Annotated in this window: 11 protein-coding genes and 1 pseudogene; 3 read left to right on the forward strand and 9 right to left on the reverse strand. The window is 55.2% G+C overall.

Translation table 11 applies throughout. The annotated features are described in order from the left end of the window. Window positions 1-270 precede the first annotated feature (270 nt). Together AX755_RS05245 and AX755_RS05250 are read left to right on the forward strand one after the other, a co-directional pair. Window positions 271-1,359 (forward strand): porin, encoded by a 1,089-nt coding sequence (locus AX755_RS05245; RefSeq protein ID WP_038981303.1) that lies wholly within the window; start codon window positions 271-273, stop codon window positions 1,357-1,359. 184 nt (window positions 1,360-1,543) lie between these two features. Continuing rightward, a complete protein-coding gene (locus tag AX755_RS05250; RefSeq protein ID WP_062856407.1) occupies window positions 1,544-2,734 on the forward strand; it encodes an amino acid aminotransferase in 1,191 nt (396 codons plus the stop codon). A 57-nt stretch (window positions 2,735-2,791) separates the two neighbouring features. On the opposite strand, the gene AX755_RS05255 is transcribed toward AX755_RS05250, so the two are convergent. From AX755_RS05255 to cmoM, 8 genes and pseudogenes are all read right to left on the reverse strand, one after another. Then, the gene (locus AX755_RS05255; protein ID WP_013097289.1) at window positions 2,792-3,439 is read right to left on the reverse strand and encodes an MBL fold metallo-hydrolase; all 648 of its coding nucleotides are present in this window, start codon (window positions 3,437-3,439) and stop codon (window positions 2,792-2,794) included. A 20-nt stretch (window positions 3,440-3,459) separates the two neighbouring features. Beyond that, window positions 3,460-4,011, reverse strand: coding sequence for a YcbK family protein (locus AX755_RS05260; protein ID WP_013097290.1), 552 nt, complete (start codon window positions 4,009-4,011; stop codon window positions 3,460-3,462). Window positions 4,012-4,185: 174 nt separating this feature from the next. Continuing rightward, complete coding sequence (gene ldtD / locus AX755_RS05265; RefSeq protein ID WP_062856408.1) at window positions 4,186-6,009, reverse strand: L,D-transpeptidase; 1,824 nt, start codon at window positions 6,007-6,009, stop codon at window positions 4,186-4,188. Between the two features lie 178 nt (window positions 6,010-6,187). Continuing rightward, window positions 6,188-11,452: an Ig-like domain-containing protein gene (locus AX755_RS05270; RefSeq protein WP_231883349.1), complete on the reverse strand. Its 5,265-nt coding sequence runs from the start codon at window positions 11,450-11,452 to the stop codon at window positions 6,188-6,190. A 634-nt stretch (window positions 11,453-12,086) separates the two neighbouring features. After that, complete coding sequence (gene mukB, locus AX755_RS05275; protein WP_062856410.1) at window positions 12,087-16,535, reverse strand: chromosome partition protein MukB; 4,449 nt, start codon at window positions 16,533-16,535, stop codon at window positions 12,087-12,089. Further along, complete coding sequence (gene mukE / locus AX755_RS05280; protein WP_013097294.1) at window positions 16,535-17,239, reverse strand: chromosome partition protein MukE; 705 nt, start codon at window positions 17,237-17,239, stop codon at window positions 16,535-16,537. Before mukE ends, mukB begins: the two co-directional genes overlap by 1 nt. Then, window positions 17,220-18,542, reverse strand: a complete 1,323-nt coding sequence (mukF, locus tag AX755_RS05285) for a chromosome partition protein MukF (protein ID WP_013097295.1) — start codon at window positions 18,540-18,542, stop codon at window positions 17,220-17,222. Before mukF ends, mukE begins: the two co-directional genes overlap by 20 nt. Beyond that, a pseudogene (gene cmoM / locus AX755_RS05290) lies at window positions 18,535-19,325 on the reverse strand (tRNA uridine 5-oxyacetic acid(34) methyltransferase CmoM). Before cmoM ends, mukF begins: the two are co-directional and overlap by 8 nt. Before the next feature lie 124 nt (window positions 19,326-19,449). On the opposite strand from cmoM, the gene elyC reads away from it, so the two are divergent. Continuing rightward, window positions 19,450-20,229, forward strand: a complete 780-nt coding sequence (gene elyC, locus AX755_RS05295; RefSeq protein WP_013097297.1) for an envelope biogenesis factor ElyC — start codon at window positions 19,450-19,452, stop codon at window positions 20,227-20,229. Here the strand turns inward: elyC and AX755_RS05300 are convergent. Beyond that, the gene (locus AX755_RS05300) at window positions 20,206-21,099 is read right to left on the reverse strand and encodes a YcbJ family phosphotransferase (RefSeq protein WP_013097298.1); all 894 of its coding nucleotides are present in this window, start codon (window positions 21,097-21,099) and stop codon (window positions 20,206-20,208) included. The genes elyC and AX755_RS05300 overlap by 24 nt on opposite strands. Between the last annotated feature and the right edge of the window lie 5 nt (window positions 21,100-21,104).

A 21,104-nucleotide genomic window follows, 5' to 3' on the forward strand; every position in this document is an offset into this window, starting at 1 on the left:
TGCCGTTTAATTCGCCAGGTCTTTCTGAAATTTGAGGTGGTTCACAAAGTTCCGAAAAATACACATTTAGTTACATATAATTTCTTTTTGTTACTCAATCTTGAAAACTGTAGCACTTTCAGGCTAGCGAAACGGTTCTATGAATGGAAAGATGCCTGACAGATACATAAAGACACCAAACTCTCATCAATAGTTCCGGAAATATTTATTGACGGAATTTATTGGCGGCAGTGGCGAGTGTCATAAAAAAACCAATGAGGGTAATAAATAATGATGAAGCGCAATATTCTGGCAGTGGTAATCCCTGCCCTGCTGGTAGCCGGTGCAGCTAACGCTGCAGAAATCTATAACAAAAACGGCAACAAACTGGATCTGTACGGGAAAGTGGTTGGTGAGCACGATTTCGTGACCTCCGGTGACAACACAGACAGCAGCGATGCGACCTATGCTCAGATCGGTTTCAAAGGCGAAACCCAAATCAACGACCAACTGACCGGTTACGGCCAGTGGGAATACCGTGCTCTGGCAAGCCAGCCAGAAAGCAGCCAGACTCAGCGTACCCGTCTGGCGTTCGCTGGCCTGAAAGCTGGTGATGCAGGTTCCATCGACTACGGCCGTAACTACGGTATCGTTTACGATGTAGAATCTTACACCGATATGGCGCCATCCTACTCAGGTATGACCTGGGCTAACTACTCTGATAACTTCATGACCGGCCGTACCACTGGCGTTCTGACCTATCGTAACTCTGACTTCTTCGGTCTGGTTGATGGTCTGAGCCTGGGCCTGCAGTATCAGGGTAAAAACGATCGTACCGACGTTAGAACCGCTAACGGTGACGGTTTTGGTACCTCTGTTGGTTATGAATTCGGCGAAGGTTTCGGCCTGATCGGCGCATACAGCAACTCTGACCGTACTAACCTGCAGACCGCTGACGGTAAAGGCGAGAAAGCGGAAGCATGGGCTGTTGGTGCTAAGTACGACGCGAACAACATCTACCTGGCAACCACCTACGCTGAAACCCGCAACATGACCCGTGAAGAAGACGGTTCATTCGCAAACAAAACTCAGAACTTCGAAGTTATCGCTCAGTACCAGTTCGACTTCGGTCTGCGTCCATCCGTGTCCTACGTTCAGTCTAAAGGTAAAAACCTGGCTCAGCGCGGCACCTTCGCGGGCGGTGATGCTGACCTGCAGAAATTTGTTGAACTCGGTGCGACTTACTACTTCAACAAAAACTTCAACATCTATGTTGACTACCAGCTGAACCTGATCGACGACACCGACTACTCTCGTAGCGTGGGTATCGTGAACGGTAAAGACGACCAGGTTGCAATGGCTGTAACTTACCAGTTCTAATCAGTACACCACTTTGTTATATGCTTAATGAACAGGGCTTCGGCCCTGTTTTTTTATGCCTGACAGAAAATAATGGCGACTTTTGAAAAGCCGCACGCTTTTCGTCGCAAACGGTTGGCATTTTGTAAATCTACCGTTAACCTGATAGCGGATTTCACTTCTGTAATCACAATGGAACTTCGTCATGTTTGAGAACATTACCGCCGCTCCTGCCGACCCTATTCTGGGCCTGGCCGATCTGTTTCGTGCCGACGACCGCCCTGGCAAAATCAACCTGGGTATTGGTGTATATAAAGATGAAACCGGCAAAACCCCGGTACTGACCAGCGTAAAAAAAGCTGAGCAGTATCTGCTGGAAAATGAAACCACCAAGAACTACCTCGGTATTGATGGTATCCCTGAGTTTGGTCGTTGCACGCAGGAGCTGCTGTTCGGTAAAGGTAGTACAATTGTGAGCGACAAACGCGCGCGCACAGCACAAACGCCTGGCGGTACCGGCGCACTGCGCGTGGCGGCGGATTTCCTTGCAAAAAATACCGCTGTTAAGCGCGTATGGGTCAGCAACCCAAGTTGGCCGAACCATAAGAGCGTCTTTAACTCTGCGGGTCTGGAAGTGCGCGAATATGCCTACTACGACGCCGCAAACCACGCTCTGGACTTCGACGGTCTGCTGGCGAGCCTGAGTGAAGCCCAGGCGGGCGACGTGGTACTGTTCCACGGCTGCTGCCACAACCCAACCGGCATTGATCCGACGCTTGAACAGTGGGAACAACTGGCGAAACTGTCTGTTGAAAAAGGCTGGCTGCCGCTGTTTGACTTCGCTTACCAGGGCTTCGCCCGTGGTCTGGAAGAAGACGCTGAAGGTCTGCGCGCTTTCGCAGCCGTCCATCAGGAGCTGATCGTTGCTAGCTCCTACTCCAAGAACTTTGGCCTGTACAATGAGCGTGTTGGTGCCTGTACGCTGGTCGCAGCAAACGAAGAGACTGCCGATCGTGCGTTCAGCCAGATGAAATCAGTTATCCGCGCTAACTACTCTAACCCACCAGCACACGGTGCCTCTGTCGTTGCCATCATCCTGAGCAACGATGCACTCCGCGCGATTTGGGAACAAGAGCTCAACGATATGCGTCAGCGTATTCAGCGCATGCGCCTGCTGTTTGTGAACACCCTGGCAGAGAAAGGTGCAGACCGTGATTTCAGCTTTATTACTAAGCAGAACGGTATGTTCTCTTTCAGTGGCCTGACCAAAGAACAGGTTCTGCGTCTGCGTGAAGAGTTTGGCGTGTACGCCGTGGCCTCTGGCCGCGTGAACGTTGCAGGTATGACCCCTGACAACATGGCGCCACTGTGCGAAGCGATTGTCGCCGTACTGTAATGTAATAAGCGCCCATAAAAAAGCCTGCGCTATGCAGGCTTTTTTTATTATCCGGATTTACCAGACAGGCATTTCATCCTGAAGGAAGGGGTTATGCACCCGCTCGTAGCCCAGCGTCGACATCGGGCCATGTCCAGGGATAAACGTCACGTCATCACCCAGTGGCAATAACTTCTGTTTAATCGACTGGATCAGCTGTCCGTGGTCGCCACGCGGAAAATCGCTGCGCCCTACGCCACCTTTGAAAATCACATCTCCGGAAATCAGCAGACGGGACTGGTCATCAAAGAAGACAATATGGCCTGGCGTATGCCCAGGACAATGCAACACCTGTAAAGTCACATTCCCTACGTTCACACGCTCTCCTTCGTTTAACCAGCGATCGGGCGTCAATGGCTGACACTCATCGAGGCCAAACATGCGGCTTTGGGCTGGCAAACCCTGCAGCCAGAACTCATCTTCTTTTTCCGGACCGATCACCGGCACTCCATAGTGCTGTGCCAGCTCCGCCGCTGCGCCGACATGGTCAAGGTGACCATGCGTCAGTAAAATCTGCATCAGCGTCACACCGCTTTCTGCAACTTCCTGTTTGATCTTCTCAGCGTCACCGCCGGGATCGACAAGCGCGGCCAGTTTGGTTTGCTCACACCAGATCAATGAACAATTCTGGGAGAACGCCGTAACCGGAATAATACGATAGTTCATACTGCTCCTGTGTTTCGTTATTACCAGTGCCGAACTGGACCGGTATCAATATGCACAAAGTTACTACTTGGGTAATATCCTACACCACCTGCGCGCATAGATAACGCAGCTTTGCGAATATTGGCTAACGAAACGCCTTCAATATGGAAATCCATTGCCTGTCCCCTGGTGTGATAGCTTTTTTTCGCTACCCCACGGCTGCGGGCGCGCAATTCATTATTGGTATCAATGGAACGATAACCCGAAATGAGTTGCACCGGCTTGCTGGTACCCAGCAGGCCCTGAAGGCGGAATAACTGGTCAAATAATCCTGGGTCGATGGCTTTTACTTTATTCGCGCGGAAATCACGGAAAAAATGGTTAAGTCTTGCTAATTCATCCTGAATATAGCCTCTGCCATCGAAGAATTCCGCTTTTAGCGACTCACCAGTATGCAGATTGTTGAGCGTTAAAATACGCGGACGAGGTGTCGAGAGGGTGGCAAATGCTGGCGTCGGCAGGATGGCCGCTGCGCCGAGCGCAACGCCACCTAACGCCAGCAGTTTGCGGCGATTAGCGTCAAATTTGTCCATGATAATCAGGTCTACAGGTCAAAGAAATCGTAATATGCTTAGCGCACGAAGGGCACCTTAACTGGCAAAGCCGACGACGTCAAGGCACCCAACCCCAGCAAACACGCGGCTTCCAGCCATATCGCCACGTATTTGCCCTAACTTACGACAACCTATTTTCCCGAACTGCTTCATTTACCTGATTAATTGTTCAGCTTTTGGCAAAATTTGTGCGCCGGATCGCGCTGTGAGATCATAATTGTAAATATCTGTACGATACTGGGTACGTCCATCTTCACCAACAAACGCCGTCAGATAGTAAAGATTAACCGGTATATTGTGTCGAATGTTAACGTAACGGGTGTCCCCCTGCTTGAGGGCATCGGAGATCCGCGTGTCGTTCCAGCCCGCATCCTGCAACAGCATATTCGCCAGTTCCGATGCCTTATTCACACGGACGCAGCCTGAGCTGAGCGCGCGGGCATCTTTCTGGAACAGGTTATGGTTCGGCGTATCATGCAGATAGATAGCGTCCGAACTTGGCATGTTGAATTTATAGCGCCCAAGCGAGTTATGCGCACCCGGTGCCTGCTGGAAACGGAATGGCAGGTTTGACGGCGTAATCGTTGACCAGTCAACCATCCACGGATCGATCGTCTCTTTGCTGTTCCAGCCGCGGATCACCGTATAGTTATGACGCTCCAGATAGCCAGGATCGTTCCAGACCTTAGGCAGTATATCCTTGCGCGCCAGCGTCGGTGGCACGTTCCACGGCGGGTTTACCACCACGTTATTCAGGGCACTGCTCATCATCGGCGTTTTACGGTCAGGACGTCCGACAATCACACGCGACGCCAGCACCTCGCTACCGTTCTGATAATAAACCAGCGAATACGCTGGTATATTCACCATAATCCCGGTCGACAGTGTTCCCGGCAGCAGACGTAAACGCTGGATATTCAGCGCCAGCACCCCAGCACGCTGGGCAGGCGAGACGTTCAGCCAGTCGCGGGTTGATGGACCGATCACCCCGTCTGCGCCCAGCCCCTGCGCGGCCTGGAACTGCTTAACCGCCGCGACCAGTTCGCGATCGTAGGCGGCGGGTTTGTTGCTCTGCGCAACGGCCTGTTTCTCTTTTACCGGGGCCGACGGGCTGACGACCGCGCTTTGCGTATCGTCGCCGGGCAGCGCAATCTTAGGACCGCTTTCGAGAATGCCGGAGCGTTTCATAATTTCGCGGATCGCCGGGACATCGCTGCTCCACTGTCCCGGACGAAGCGTGGTTGTGCCACGCACCTGAGGCCACGGGCGGGAATCCGCAACCAGCTCAAGCAGCGACTGATGCATGGTGGCATACTGCGGATGGGCCGGTGCCAGGCTTGCGATAAAGCGCGGCAGGTCACCGTTATCCAGCGCCAGTTGCCACTGGTTAATGACCGACAGCGCCGGCGTCGCCAGCTTGTACGGTTTTTGACTGTATAACCAGCGGTTGCCATTGACCGGAATGCCCGCCACGAACTGGAGGTAGCCCATCATGGCATCAGACAGCACCACATCACGCGCCTGACCGGTAACGGCCGGATCGGTCAAGAGTTCAACCCAGGTGGTGAATTGCGGCTGAAAACCTGCAATGGCGACTTCCGCCAGCTGCTGCTGAAAAGCGCGCACGGCGTCCCGGTTTTCCCACATCGGCTTCATATCACGCGCGGCATAAAGCAGCGTAAGCTGGTTAATGTAAGCAGGCGTGTAACCTGCAGGAAGCCCGGTAAGAAGCTGCTGGCGGAGCGCGCCGGTGTCGATACCTTCGGGTAGCGGTCTGATACCCGCTAAAATGGCCGTCGCCGGAGATTGATCCAGCGGTTGTGACAGCGACGTCGGCTGCGCACCCATCGTCGCGGAACTGTCTGACGGTACAACTTCAGGCTCATCGGCCTGAGCGCTTAACAGTGGAGCAAACATCACCGCCAGACACAAACTCAACGCTGACAGCTGATGACCACGACTTTTCTTTAGCAACATCCCTTGCCCCCTGTTTTCTCACGACATGCCCATCACACTGGGGCTTTTATTCATTATAGGAAGGCACAAACGCAGTTGCCTTACCTTATGTAAAGAAGTTTAAAGATAACGCAGCGAAGGAAAGAAGTTAAGCGATAAAAGAAAAACCCCCGCAGCGTAGCGGCTGCAGGGGAAGGATTTACTCTACGGTCAGGGATGTGGTGATATCGTAGGCCAGTAACGGACTCATGGTATGCCACTCGACACCGTTAAATGTAATATGCCCGGTATAATGCCCAACAGGAAGATCTTCATTAGCATCAGCCGCATACGTTATTTGAGGGTAACTAGCGTTATCGCCGCCATCACTACATACCACAGCATTATTAAAAGAATGTGTACCACAAGCCTCCTGTCTTACACCTGTAAACGTTACGTTGTGTATAACGCCATCGTCATCAGCCATAGGGACAATCAGTGTTGAAGGTTGTGATCCCCCCCATTGAAGCGTTGTTGGCCCCTGTGTTTTCCCTGTGACGACGAATCCAATAGAAGGATTGTCACGAATTTTATCGCCCTTATACGTTCCTGAAGACCCGCTAATATTCCAGTCATATAGCACAACGTCGGTAAATGTTACGCTGCTGTTCTTCAATGTTGTACCGTTTGCAACAGCAGTAACCGTAGCCAGACCACGTGTTCCCCCATGTAAATTCACGGTGGCTTGCCCCACACTATCCGTTACGCTTTCGGTTGCTGAAAGCGTGTTAATGTTAGTCGTCCATGAAACAGTTGTACCCGTTACTGGATTATCATTTACATCCTTCACTAATGCAGTGTAGGTCACCCCCATACCGTTGATGACCACGCGGGTGGAAGACGGCGTGAGGGAGATCAGCTTCGCCGTTTTCGGATCACCCACAAATTTCGCATCACCGCTTGTTTTCTGGCCGCTGGTGTGACTGACAGGCGTCGCCGTCACCTTCACCGTTCCGGCTTTCAGCGATGTCCCTGCGGTGGTCGCCTTACCCCCCGCATCCGTATCGCTGCTGGCAGGTGTTAACGTCACGCCGTCCAGGCTGGTGCTCCAGTTCAGGGTGGCGCCCGTCAGCACGTTACCGTTGGCGTCCGTTACGGATGCCGTCCAGGTGATGGTTTCCGTGCCGTCCGCCACCGCCTGCGGTTTGTCCGCCGTAATGCCGGTCACCTTCGCCGTGGCCTGGTTCCCGATGACCTGCAGCGTCTGCACCTTACTGCTGCTGCCGGTTGTTGCCGTCACATCGATACTGCCCGCCTTCAGGCTGCTGAAGGTGACTGACGTTTTGCCATCACTCCCGGTCACCGTCGAATTCGCGCTGAAGTTGCTGTCCGGCTCGCTGCTGCTCCAGTTCACCGTCGCATCCGGCACCGGATGATTTTGTGCATCCACGACCAGCGCCGTCAGGGTCACCGTGTCTTTCTCCGCCACAATATCCGTGGTTTTGTCCGCCGTCAGGGAGGAGACCTGTGCCGTGCTGCTGTCCGCCGTAAAGCTCAGGTTTTCCAGTGACTGGCTGGTCCCGTTAATACCGGCCACCACGGTATACTTCGCCACGTCTTCTGAGGTGAGCTGCACCTTCGCCACGCCACTGTTATCCGTTTTCGTGGTGTCGGCCGACAGTTTTCCGGTCGCTGGCGTCACCTGCCAGGTTTCCGACCAGTCCACATCCACGCCGGCCAACAGGTTACCATTTTTATCGGTGACCGTGGCGCTGACGGTGATGGCATCCGTTCCGTTGGCCAGCGCGGACGGTTTATCGCTGGTAATGGAAGCGACCTGCGCCGTCGTGGTATCCGCCACAAAGGTGACCTTATCCGCCGCTTTCGCCGTCGCCTCGCTGGTCTGCGCCGTCACCACCACATCGCCTGCCTTAACGGACGTCACGGTAATCTGCGACGTACCGTCAGCACCGCTGGTGGTCCGGGTGGCGCTCAGCTTCGCGTCAGCACTGTCTGCAGACCAGGTGACCGTTGACCCCGGCACCACGTTCCCCTGCGCATCCGTTACCGTCGCGGTATAGGTAATTTTATCCGTGCCGTTCGCCGTGGCCTGCGGTTTATCCGCCGTCAGGACGCTTACGCTTTGCGTGCTGCTGTCTGCCACAAAGGTAATCTGCCCGGTCTCTTTCGCCGCCGTGCCGCTGACATCCGCCGATACGATTACCGCGCCGGTTTTCGCTGACTTCAGCGTCCAGGTGGCATTTCCGCTGCTGTCGGTCACCGAGGTGGTGCTTTTCACTGAGGTGCCGTCCGTTTGTTTCGCATGCCAGTTCACCGTGATGCCACTCAGCGGGTGGCTGTAGCTGTCAAGCACCTGTGCCGTAACCGTATCGGTATCGATGTTGTTGGCGACAACCTGGTCCTTTTCACTGCTGATGCTCATCACCTTCGCCGACGCCGTATCGGCGATAAAACTAAGCGGGTCGGTTTTCAGCGCCTCAGCCTGGTTGTGCTGAGCCATCACCACCGTGGTGATCACATCAGCGCTGGTGACCTGGATTTGAGCCTGCCCCTGGTCGTCCGTCACCGACTGCGTGGCAGACAGCTTCGCGCTGGCGTTATCCGCGCTCCAGTTGATTTGCTCGTCTTTCACCGGGTGGCCGGTCTGATCGACAACGTTCGCCGTCAGGGTGATGGCGGTTTTACCGTCCGCCAGTACGCGGGTGGCTGAGGTCGTCAGTTTATCCAGATGCGCGGTACTGGTGTCGGCGATAAAGGACAGGCCGGACGCCGTTTTCGTCGAGGCATTAATACCTGCCGTCACGCTGTAGGTCGCGACATCGGCAGAGGTCAGGGTCACCTTCGCGATACCGTCAGCACTGGTTTTCGTGGTGTCGGCGGAGAGTTTTCCAGTTGCCGGCGAGCTCGTCCAGCTGACATCCGCATTCTGCAGCGGGTTACCGTTGGCATCCTTAACGGTTGCGCTGAGCACAATACCGTCCGTACCGTTTGCGAGCGCCGACTGGCGGTTGCTTTCGATTGCCGTGACCGTCGCGCTGCTGCTGTCAGCCGTGAACGAGACGCTGTCTGCCTGTTTCAGCGTACTGCTGCTGGTGCCGGCGCTCACCACCACCGCACCCGCCTTCTGCGAGGTCACGGTGATGTGCGATTTGCCGCTGCTGTCGCTGGTGGTCTGCGCGGCACTCAGCTTCGCGTCGGCATTATCGGATGACCAGTTTACCGTCACGCCCGCAACGGCGTTCCCTTTCGCGTCCGTCACCGTCGCTACATAGGTAATGCTGTCCGTACCGTTCGCCAGCGCCTGCTTTTTGTCAGGCGTAATCTGGCTGACGGCTGCCGAGCTGGCATCGGCCACAAAGGTGATCGGGTCCGTTTCCTGAGTTGTGCCATTCACTTCAGCATTCACCGTGACGGAACCGGTTCTGGCGGATTTCAGTGAAAGCACCGCATTACCGCTGCTGTCTGAGACCGAGGTTTTCGTGGCAACCGGCGTATCGTCCGTTTTCTCGACCGTCCAGTTCACGGTCACGCCTGCGAGCGGATGGCTGAAGCCGTCCGTGACCTGCGCCGTGACCGTGTCGGTATCGGTATTATTCGCCACCACCTGCGCTTTTTCACTGTCAACTGCCACCACTTTTGCCGTCGACATGTCTGCAGTAAACGTCAGAGACGGCGAATTCAGGGCATTGCCACCTTCCAGCTGTGCCGTCACCACCGTGGTGATGACATCCTGACTGGTCACTTCGATTTGTGCGGCTCCGGTCTCATCGGTGCTGGTCTGTGACGCGGAAAGTACCGCCTGCGTACTGTCTGCAGACCAGTTCACCACGGCGTCTTTCAGCGCCTTACCGTACTGGTCCGTCACATGTGCCGTCAGCGTAACCGGCGCGCTGCCGCTCGCCAGTGCACTGGTGGCCGAGGCATCGAGCGTGGTCAGTTGCGGTATCACCACCGTTGCCTCTTCAATCAGCTTCGCGGTGGCCAGTTTGATGGTACCGTCAATCAGCGGCTGGATAGTTAGGGTATCCGGCGTGGTGCCGCTGGTCAGCGTGGCCGTATAGACGCCGCTGCCGGATTCCGTAAAGCCCCCCATCGCCGGCACCCTGTCGGACGTCGCATCCGCCGTTTTCGCGGCAGCGGTGACCGAAGAGCTCAGCGTCGCCGTCAGGCGAGAAGCCAGACCCGTTGCCGCCTCACCCGCACCGGTTTTGAGCGTCACGCTCACCACGGCAGTGCTTTTGCCGTCTGCCGGTACCTTCGCCGGCGAAACCGTCGTGGTGGACTGCAGGGTGTTGACGTCAATCCCGTTCACCGTAACGTTCATCTGCGCAGGTTTCGAGGCATTACCGTTTTTATCCCATGCGGTGGCGCTCAGGGTGTAGCTGTTACTGCCGCTGCCCTGCCATACCGGCAGCGTCATCACAAACTGCTCCGGACTGCCACCTGCGGTAATTTTCCCGCCGTGGCTGAAGAAGCTGTCACCCTGCCACGCAATGCGGTCAAGACCGTGCTTCGCTTTCACCTTCGCCGTCACGGACTGTTTTGACTGCTCAGCCCCTTCCAGTTTCGGTGGCAGTGAGAGGGAAATCAGCTCCTGCTTACGGTACTCCAGAACAATGTTGTTGTTGCGATCGACCAGATCCATCCGCCCGCCCTGCAGCGTACGGCGCAGCGCCACCTGCGACGGGTCAAGCTGGGCACTCAGCGGCACGCCCGGCGTCCAGGTCAGGGCCAGGTTCACCTGGGTATCGTTTTCACCGCTCTTGCCCATCTTCTGGTTCAGGCCCATCGTCACCAGTGGAACAGGCGTGTAGTTGACGCCGAGCGTGACGGCATAAGGGTCTTTCTGACGATCGTCTTCATCATCCCCGAACAGGCCGACGCTGTCGCCAAAGTACTGCTCGTAAATAATATTGGCCCCTAACTGCGGGTACGCCGGTAAATAGCCGGTGGCACGAATATCAAACCCGTTCGCCGCGCGCTCGTCGTAATCTTCATAGCGGGATGAGGACATCCAGTCACTCAGACGTAAATAACCATTAGCGGAAACTTTCAGATAATCCCATCCCAGTTCGGTACCCAGGCCGAGACGCTGATGCTGATTACCTGAAATCTGCCGGTCGTAAAAAATATTGGTACCCCACATCCAGCCATCATTAAAATGGCGGTAGCCAAACCCGCCATTCACAATATTCCGGTCATCGTGGCGACGGCCGCCCAGCTGGGTGAATAGCAGATTTTCCTTTCCGTTATATAGAGGAACCAGTAAATCGAGATCGGAATCACTGAGGGTGAAATGTTCGTCAGTACTGATATTGACCCGGGCGGTACCAAACTGGCTCAGCCACTCCTGTACACTGGAGGCGGCCTTGCCGGTTGCGGCGGAGACTACTGCACTGCCAAGGGCATCAGAGGCATTGTCACTGCTGAGCAGGGAGCCTGCCTGAACGGCTGCCTGAGCCACGCTGTTCGCGCTTTCTTCGCCATTATTTGCAGGTTGCTGTTTTTCAGAAGAGGATTTTATTTCTTGTGCAGTAGCGTTAAATATTGGAGATAAATAGAGTAACGATGAGGGGGGAAGAAGCTGTAATATAATTTGCATTACAGCAAGCAACTTCCTTGTTCTTGGCTTCATATTACAGGTCTCACTAAAAGAAGTTTATTACCTACAAATAATATATTAATCACGCCATCGTTCTCAATGCCACAGGAGATATTGACATGGTGTAAAGAGGCCATCTCCGCCACAAACAATAAACGCCTTGAATATAAATAAGGATAGTTTTCTTTAATAAGGTAAAAATACAATATAACTTATTCAAAAAGAAAATAAATCACATAAGAAAACTTATTAACTGACGATAATTATATTAATTTAATAATGATTTAAAAATATCTAACTTGAAAAGTAAAAACGCAGCCCTAAAGGCTGCGTCGGACTGCTGACAAAGCGCATTTGTGCGTTTCGCCCGAAGGCGCTACGCTTGCATGGGCCTACAATGAAATGCGCAATCTGTTGATATCATTGCACCATGTAGGCCGGATAAGCGCAGCGTCTCCTGGCAAGAAAGACGGCTGCATTATTGATGCCAGATAGACTAAGAGACGTCAGCCGCATCCGGTAAGGACTCCGGCGGCTGCGGAGCAAAGCCACGCAGGCCTACAACATGAACGTGCTCGCTGTTCTGGAACACTTTACGCACCAGTTTATAGGTAGTGCCTTTTTCCGGACTGATATTCTCCGGTGCCGCAATGATGAGCTGCATATCCAGACGTTCGCAGAGCTCAAACAGCGTGGCGATGGAGCGGGCATCCAGACGCGCTGCCTCATCAAGGAACAGCAGACGGCATGGGGAAATATCTTTGCCGCGCAGACGACGCGCTTCATCTTCCCAGCTCTGCACCACCATCACCAGAATCGACATCCCGGTACCGATAGCTTCACCGGTCGACAGTGCCCCGGACTCCGCACGCAGCCAGCCGTCTGAACCACGGTTAACCTCAACTTCCATCTCCAGGTAGTTACGGTAATCCAGCAGCTCTTCACCGATGGTTTGCGGCGTACGTTGCCCCATATCAATCTGCGGATTCAGACGCTGATACAGCTTCGCCAGCGCTTCAGAGAAGGTCAGACGGTTGCTGTTAAACAGATCCTGATGCTGTTCATGCTGCTCAGAGAGCACATCCAGCAGCGTAGAGTGCGCTTCACGGACGTTTACATTCAGACGTACGCTGTTCACCTGACCAAACGATACGCTCTGCAGACCCTGGTTCAGCTGGCGAATACGGTTCTGCTCGCGCTGAATGGTCTTGCGGATGATGTTCGCCACGCTACGGGAGCTGATAGCCAGCTTCTGCTCACGGGAGGTTAGCTCTTCCGTCAGGCGCCCCAGTTCAATTTCCATCTGTTCAATGGCTTCGACCGGATCGTCGGTACGGATGATGTCCTGACGAATACGCTCACGCAGATGCTGGTATACCGCCACGAAGAACTGAATTTTACGCTCAGGACGCTTCGGATCTTCAGACATACGCAGCACATCGCGCAGATGTTCGTTATCGGCCACCGCCAGACGCAGCGCACCCAACGCCTTATCCGACATCGATCGCAGTTCATCCGCAGAGAGGTACGCCAGTTCACGACGATGCAGACGGCGTTCAACATTATTGTCTTTCACCATGCGCATCACCGCGCACCAGCCTGCCTTCGCAGATACCACCTGCTCGCGCATTTCGTGATAGTCGCGCTCCAGCTTGCGCAGGCGGCGGGTCAGGTTATCCATCTCCGCTTCACAGAAGGTCAGCGCTTTTTCCAGCTGATTACGACGCGCACGGTTATTGCTCAGCTGGGCATGCAGCTCATCACGACGAACACGCGCCCGCTCTTCTGCCCCGCTGTCGGCACGGACGCCGATATCCTGCAGCTCTTTTTGCAGATCGTTTAACAGCTCTTTCTTGGTATCAAAGGAGCTTTTTAGCGAGGCCAGAACCTGGTTGTACTGGTTCAACTGGGCCGCGTGGCTACGCATCGCTTCACGGGCACGCGTACGTTCTGCTTCAGCCTGCTCAAGGCGCTGGCGTAATTTCTCGTTCAGATCGCTGTTACCGCTCAGCATTTCCGCCGAGTCAGAGTAGCCGAAGTGAGCGCGACGCTGCACCACTTCCGTCAGGGCAAACGCCTGCTGGCGTGCTTCACGCTGCACCTGCTGGGACCAGGCATAATCTTCTTTTAGCTGCTCAAACTGCTCTGGATCGCTCTGAAGCACCGAAACGACCGGCTCCAGCTTCGCCAGCTGATTACCGTGTTGCTGCACGAAGCGCGCAGCCTCCTGCGCTTCATCCAGACGTTCCTGGATTTCATCCACACGGTCAGCCAGCGTATCGTCCGCCAGCAGATTCAGACGCGGCAGAATGCGGTTCAGGGCAGCAACGCCCTCTTTCGCCTGTTCAAACTGAACGCGGCTCTGCTGGTTGTCATTTTCATGGCTGGCAATCGCGCGCTCAAGCTCGCCACGGCGGGTGTTAAGCTTGCGAATTTCCGCTTCCGGGTCAGCCTCAAAGGCCACTCCCAGATGGCTACCGATAAAGCGGCTAAATGCCTGATGCAGGCGCTGGGTTTTCTGCACGTCAAACGACAACGTCGCAAAACGTTCAGACAGTGTTTCACGCTCAGCGTGCAGGCTCTCAATACGACTTTCACGCGCGGCGCGGCCAAACAGAGGAAGTTCCGGGAAGCGCGAGTAACGCCACTGACGGTCAGCGATTTTCACCACTACCGCTTTTTCCAGCTCGTCAACGCTGAACACGCTGTCATCGAACGACTGCGGATCCCCTTCGATCAGATAGAGATCTTCCGGGCAATCTTCCAGCCCTTCGAGCTGTTCGGCAATCAGAGACAGATCCGGCACCACAATAGCGTTACGCGACGGGCCATACAGCGCGGAGAAGTACGGCGCATCGTCCAGACCCACGTCATCATAAATTTCTGACAGCAGTACGCCGCCGAAACGCTCCGCCAGCGTATTCAGGCGGGCATCTTCCGCACCGCCCGGCTGGCTTAAGCGTTCAATCTCTTCGTCAACCTCGCGCTTGCGCGCGCCAACTTCATCACGCTCAACAATCGCCTCGCGCTCGCGCTCCAGCAGCTGTTGCAGATATTCGGTCACTTCCTGGCTGGATTCGAACGTTTCACCGCACTGTTCGCTGAGCTGGTTCAGGCTGCTTTGCGCCGCCAGCCAGACGGGTGCGCGTTGCAACAGCGTCTGCGAGCGGGACTGAAGCTGCTCCAGCTCCTGACGCAGCGTCATCCGCTGTTCGCTGGCGCTGGATACCGTATCGGAAAGGGCGGCGATACGGGCTTCAAGCTCCTGGTGCAGAGCCTCGAGATCGTCAATATCGTAATGTTTACCCTGACGCTTACAGAACTCGGCCAGCAGACGCTCGGCCTCCTGCTGCTCGCGCAGACGCTGTTCCAGCTCGTTCAGACGCATACGCAGCGGTTGCACCTGCTCGGCCAGATGACGCTGGTTGACGCCGTCGCGCAGCAACTCGCGAGCTACGTCCCACGCTTCGTTTCGCGCCAGCGGGCCGTTAATCGCCACCACCAGCTGATAAGCTTGTTCAAACTGGCTGTGCGCGGTCTGCGCGACGCTCATTTTCTGTTCCAGGGAGAGCAGTTTTTCCGTGGCTTCCTGCTCTTTCGCCTGGAAGGTGTCCAGCCATTCGTCGGCGCTGTCCGGCGTCAGGTCAGGCAGATGGCATAGCTCTTTCGCACGCTGCAATGCCTGCAGGGCCTGGTTGTACTGAATCGCTCGCGTCTGCTGCACGTCCAGCGCCTGCTGGTAATCGGCGAGCTGGCTTTTCAGTTCATCCACTTCCAGTTCGGCGGCTTCGGCACGCGCTTCGTTCTCTTCCTGCATGTCGGCAGCTTCGGCCACCACTTCGTTTTGCTCTTCGAGACGAATTTGCAGTTCATCGAGATCGGCTTCGTAGCGCTCGATTTTTTCCTGCTGGCGCAGCGCGGTCTGAACCAGGTTCAGGTGATCGCTGGCGGCCTGATAATCGGCTTCCAGATCGCCTTCAGCCCCGTTGTGTTCGCCCAGTTCACGGGCCATTTCAACGTGCTTATACTGCTCGGCCACCAGCTGTTTACGGGAGGTGAACAGCTCGCGGCGGTACTCTAATGCCTGATCGAGATGCACGCGGCGCTCGTTGGCGTGACGCATATAGTCCGCCGCCACATAGTTGGTGGCTTCACTGATCAGGTGTTTAAACAGATCGCGGTCAGACTGGGTAACGCGAATCGCTTCCAGCGTCATGCGGTTTTCACGCAGCGCGGCTTCCATGTCCTGGAAGGCCTTACGCACGCCGCTGTTTTCCGGCAACAGGTAGTCGCGCAGGGAGCGGGTAATGGCGCTGGAGATCCCGCCGTACAGGGAGGCTTCAATCAGACGGTAATATTTGCTGCGGTCGGATGCGGTACGCAGACGACGCGCCACCACGCCCAGATCGAACATCAGGGAGTGGTAATCGGTAATTGAGTTGAACTGCTTGAACTGCACGCCTTCGATAGCTTCGAGCTTGTCTTTCAGCTCCTGCAGCGTCAGTACGCGCGCCTGGCGCTCATTGAGCGTTTCCGTCAGCAGCGCCGTTGGCTGCATTGAGGTTGGCAGGCCCTGAATCGCGAACGGTTTGATATCCACTTTTCGATCGCGACCGGCGACCTGCTGCAGACGCACGCCCACCACCACACGCTGGTGACGGGAGTTGATCACATCCAGCACCGAATAACAGACGCCAGCTTTGAGCTTACCGTGCAGGCCTTTATCGCGGGAGCCGCTTGTCGCGCCAGCTTCGGTGGTGTTACGGAAGTGCAGCAGCGTCAAATCAGGGATCAGCGCCGTCACAAAGGCCGCCATGGTGGTGGATTTACCCGCACCGTTACCGCCGGAGAGCGTTGTCACCAGCTCATCGAGATCAAAGGTTCGGGCAAAGAAACCGTTCCAGTTAATCAGCGTTAGTGAGCGAAATTTACCGCGTTCAATCATTACTCTTCCTCCCCGCTATCCGGCTGATTGTCTTCAGGCTCGTCATTGAGCTGCAAATGGTTTTCCACCGGCATCGCCTCACCGTCGCGGATCATGCGAAGCTGCGCTTCACGCGCGTCGTCGCCCGCACGCACGTCGGCACCGAAGCGGAAAACAGATTCCGTAATGCGGAATTTGCTGCTGTCGTGGCCCATAAACCAGACCATCCCCAGACGACGCAGACGGTTCAGAGAAGAGCGAACTTTTTCCTGCAATTTCTGACGATCGAGATCCGACCCCGTTGAACGGTTGTTCACAAGCTTCAGCAGCTTGCTTTCGTCTGCCAGCGTCAACAGCTCATCGTAAAGCTCCTGCTGGGTGAAGATCCCTTCATTTGCCAGACGTTCCGGGCTGAGGTAGAGGTAGCACAGAATTTTGCCGACCATCATATCCAGCTCAGAGAGCACGGAGCGCGGAATAAGCGTGGTGGAACGCGGACGCAGGTAGAAGAAACCTTCCGGCGCGCGGATAAGCTCAACGTTATAGCGTGCGTAAAACTCTTCCAGATACTCCTGGAAGTCCATCAAAAAGGCGTGATTATCCAGCTCGTCGAGGCCAATATGACGACCGGCACGCAGCTGGCTGTCCAGCGCCGGAAATAACGGATTCGCCAGCGCCTGTGCCAGCTTTAATGGCATCACTTGTTCAATATTTGTCAATGACATGCGCCTGTACCTTGGCTCCGTAATCGTTAATCGGCTGCCACTTCGGCGGCAGTCCGGTGAAATCTGCTTGCGCGATACCCAGGCGAACCGCCTGATCTACCACAATGCGGGCAACGTCGAAGTGGCGCGCGCGAGGATATTGCGCCAGATAGTCGCGCACCACGAGACCAAGATCCAGCGGTACCTGTCTGGTTTTGTAGACAGCGAGCTGTTCTTCGATCATGGCCGCAAGTTGCTCACGAATTTCGTTGAATTCTTCGTATTCCAGATCCGGCGGCAGCTCACCGGTTACCTCTTCATCACGCAACGCCATCTCTTCGTCACGCATATCAAGCAGACGATCGGCATTGGCGTAGGTTAGCGCCCACGGCGCATCGAAGTAGGTTTGAACAGACTGACGCAGACGCTGAGCAAAGACGCGGTTTTTATCCATATCGATGGCGGTACGGATAAATTTATGTACGTGACGATCGTAACCGATCCACAGGTCAATCGATTGCTGGCCCCAGCTAATGATGCGATCGAGCTTGCTCTGCAAATCAAAGACCAGACGGTCGATAAAATGCAGATCGTCATGTGCCATGGTCGCATCCTGAATGCGCAGCAGGTTGGCCTGGAGCTTATCGCCTGCGGCTTCCAGCGTATCCTGCAACTCACGCAGCGTGCCGGAGGTTTCCGACAGCAGCAACTCACAGCTGGAGATGGCCGCACGCCAGTCTTTATTCAGCAATTGCGCGATATCATCTTTCACCTGCTGCTGCTGTTCGTCCATCAGACGTTGGGTCAGATCGATACTGTCAAAAATCTCCGCTACCGAATATTTCAGCGGCGCGTAGACGTTGCGGTGCCAGTGGAATTCATCACCGTTTTCATCCGCGGCATCGGCTGCACGCTTGAGTTCACCCGCCACAATCGAGAGCTGCATGGAAAGACGCAGCGTGGAAAACTCACGCTGGCGGATGTAGTAATCGGTAATGCCGATGCCCAGTGGCGTCAGTCGATAAATGGCGTTACCTTCCGCCTGCTCGCTGGTAAAGCGGTTCAGCAGACGTTGACGCACCATATCGTTGATTGCGTTGTTGGCACGCACGCTAATGGTTTCGCTGGTTTGCTCAAACGCATCACTCACATGGCGGAACGCATCCACCAGTTCACCCTCGCTCATTTCGCCATCGAGTCGTTCGCCGTTCAGCGTGGCAACCGCCAGCAGGAAAGAGAGTCTGTCTACCGGCAGCGAGATGGAGAAATCATTTTTCCTGGCCCAGGCAACCAGTTCGGGGACTGTCTGGGAAAATTCACTCATAGGTTATCCTTGCATCTGCGGCTTGTGCGCGGTGACGTGAATATAGCGGCCAAGACTGATAAACGGTTCCTGACGGCAATACCGCGTTTCTAATTCTGTTAAGGTGTCAAAACAGTCACGCTGTTTGTGTTTTTCACGCAGATAATCATGAAACACCCTGACGCCCGTCTTCCCGGTTATCTGCCAGCCAATCTCTTCCAGCCAGCCGTAAACCTGCTGGGGATCGCGCGGATAGTCCGGGGAAAGCGTGCGCTTTTTCTTTTTCGGCATTCCGGCCTGAACATAGTCGAAGTTGCCCGCAACCATGTTGTGCATCAGGAAGCCGTTAGCATTGTAGAACATCAGCGACAGCGTACCGCCCGGGCGTAGCATCGACCACAGGGTTTGTAACACGCTTAACGGATCGGCTACCCATTCCAGCACCGCATGAAACAATATCAGATCAACCTGGGTTTCCAAATGCTGTGCGATGTCCTGAGCGGCGCATTGTACAAAATGCATGTTGTCGCTCACACCTTTCTCCTCTGCTGCACGCGTGGCACGCGCAACCATCTCAGCAGAAAGATCGCAAAGTGTGACGTGATGACCGCGCTCAGCCATTTTTATGGCCGTCTGCCCTTCACCGCCTCCGGCGTCAAGCACGCGCAACGTTTGACCGCCATACGTGGCCAGAATGGTGTCCAGATCCTGCCAGAGGATCGTCTGACGTAACTGCCCTTTTGTGGTGCCGTATATGTTGCGCGAAAACTTTTCCGCGATGTCATCAAAATTGCGATCCCGCATTGGGAGAGTTCCACTCGCTAACTGCAAAACCGCTATTTTGTCACACCCGCACGGAGAATGAACCTCTCTGGTGTAATATCACGGGCATTCGCCTGCTATATGGTTAAAAAAGGAACCAAAAAGGATGCTTTTTACCCTGAAGAAATACATTGGAGGCATGATGCTTCCCCTTCCGCTACTGCTGCTCATCATCGCGCTGGGGCTGGGGCTGGTGTGGTTTAGTCGCTTTCAGAAAAGTGGCAAAACGCTGATCACCTTCGGCTGGCTGGTACTGCTGCTGCTGAGCCTGCAACCCGTTGCAGACAAACTGTTACGTCCCATCGAAAACACCTACCCAACCTGGCAGGGAAACCAGAAAGTGGAGTACATCGTGGTGCTGGGCGGCGGGTATACCTGGGATCCAAACTGGGCCCCCAGCTCTAACCTGATCAATAACAGCCTGCCGCGCCTGAACGAAGGTATTCGCCTGTGGCTGGCTAATCCGGGATCGAAAATGATCTTCACTGGCGCGCCAGCCAAAACCAACCCGGTCAGCACGGCTGAAGCCGGCGCCAGGGTGGCAGAATCCCTCGGCGTGCCGCGCTCCGCTATTATCACGCTGGACAGTCCGAAAGATACCGAAGAAGAAGCCGCCGCGGTGAAACAGGCTATTGGCGATGTTCCGTTCTTACTGGTGACATCTGCTTCACATCTGCCAAGGGCAATGATTTTCTTCGAAAAACAAGGTCTGCACCCGCTTCCCGCGCCGGCGAACCAGATGGCCATTAACGCCCCGCTCAACCCATGGGAACGGGTGATCCCGTCCCCAATGTGGTTGATGCATAGCGATCGCGTCGGCTATGAGACGCTGGGACGCATCTGGCAGTGGCTGAAAGGCTCCTCAGGCGAGCCAGGGCAGGAGTGATTTTGTCGCAAGGTCAAAGTTGGCGCGGTTGAAACGTCCGGTATTCACCAGCTGCGCCACTTCATCCCACAATAAATAAAGCCAGCGCCGCCAGAGAAACGCCTCCGCAACGGGCGCGCGCTGCAGATAGTGCCACAGCAAGCCTTCAGCGGCCGCGCTATCGCTGAGCCTGAACAGGTCATACTCGCGCGGAGCCCAGAGCATGACCCCTGGCCCCAGCATCGCCAGAAGCTGATCGCTACGAGAATCTTTAAGCATGCTACGCAGGGTAAAATTACCGTGTATCAACACGCAGTTGTCGTTAAAGCCCTCAAACAGCGCCGGTAAACACTCCCGGGTGCGGAACAGGATACGTTTATCCTGCATGGTCAAGCCGGTGTTGTTGAACTGATTAAGCGTTCCCCACAGCACCTCCACCCGCTGGCGATACCACAGCGGCCAGAGATTTTCCTGAGTGCTGTCGACGGGTCCCACAAGGCCACGGCTATCCTGCCGGTGCCAGGCCAGCAGAGCCTCCACAATCTGGTCTTTCAGCTGTTCCCAGCGCTCCGGTGTACGCGCCGGGGCTTCAACGGATACTCCGCGTAAACGCTCAATCAGCAGAACATCCGGACCGGGGTGCTCTTCATGCGTCATCACCCCATAAACCGTCGGCATACGCACGGTTCCTTGCCGCGCGAGCATTGAAATTTTCCAGGCGAGCTGCCTGGCCACACCCGGCGAGGTAAAGCTTCGGGCCATCAGCGGCATTGGGTTTCCCTGACTGTCGTACAACGACCAGAGCGCGGTATCTGCCTTTTCACTTACACATTCCACCCGGCTTAACTTCTCGCCAAGCAGGTGACTCAGTTCGGCACGCAGCTGTTCCATATGAG

Source organism: Enterobacter sp. SENG-6 (assembly GCF_001605945.1).
Lineage (GTDB): Bacteria > Pseudomonadota > Gammaproteobacteria > Enterobacterales > Enterobacteriaceae > Enterobacter > Enterobacter cloacae.

Bases quoted from the DNA above. Each gene is read 5' to 3' on its own strand.
- mukB (WP_062856410.1), bottom strand. From the start codon at position 16,535: ATGATTGAACGCGGTAAATTTCGCTCACTAACGCTGATTAACTGGAAC.
- elyC (WP_013097297.1), top strand. From the start codon at position 19,450: ATGCTTTTTACCCTGAAGAAATACATTGGAGGCATGATGCTTCCCCTT.
- AX755_RS05260 (WP_013097290.1), bottom strand. From the start codon at position 4,011: ATGGACAAATTTGACGCTAATCGCCGCAAACTGCTGGCGTTAGGTGGC.
- AX755_RS05255 (WP_013097289.1), bottom strand. From the start codon at position 3,439: ATGAACTATCGTATTATTCCGGTTACGGCGTTCTCCCAGAATTGTTCA.
- AX755_RS05245 (WP_038981303.1), top strand. From the start codon at position 271: ATGATGAAGCGCAATATTCTGGCAGTGGTAATCCCTGCCCTGCTGGTA.
- mukE (WP_013097294.1), bottom strand. From the start codon at position 17,239: ATGTCATTGACAAATATTGAACAAGTGATGCCATTAAAGCTGGCACAG.
- AX755_RS05250 (WP_062856407.1), top strand. From the start codon at position 1,544: ATGTTTGAGAACATTACCGCCGCTCCTGCCGACCCTATTCTGGGCCTG.
- AX755_RS05300 (WP_013097298.1), bottom strand. From the start codon at position 21,099: ATGGAACAGCTGCGTGCCGAACTGAGTCACCTGCTTGGCGAGAAGTTA.
- ldtD (WP_062856408.1), bottom strand. From the start codon at position 6,009: ATGTTGCTAAAGAAAAGTCGTGGTCATCAGCTGTCAGCGTTGAGTTTG.
- mukF (WP_013097295.1), bottom strand. From the start codon at position 18,542: ATGAGTGAATTTTCCCAGACAGTCCCCGAACTGGTTGCCTGGGCCAGG.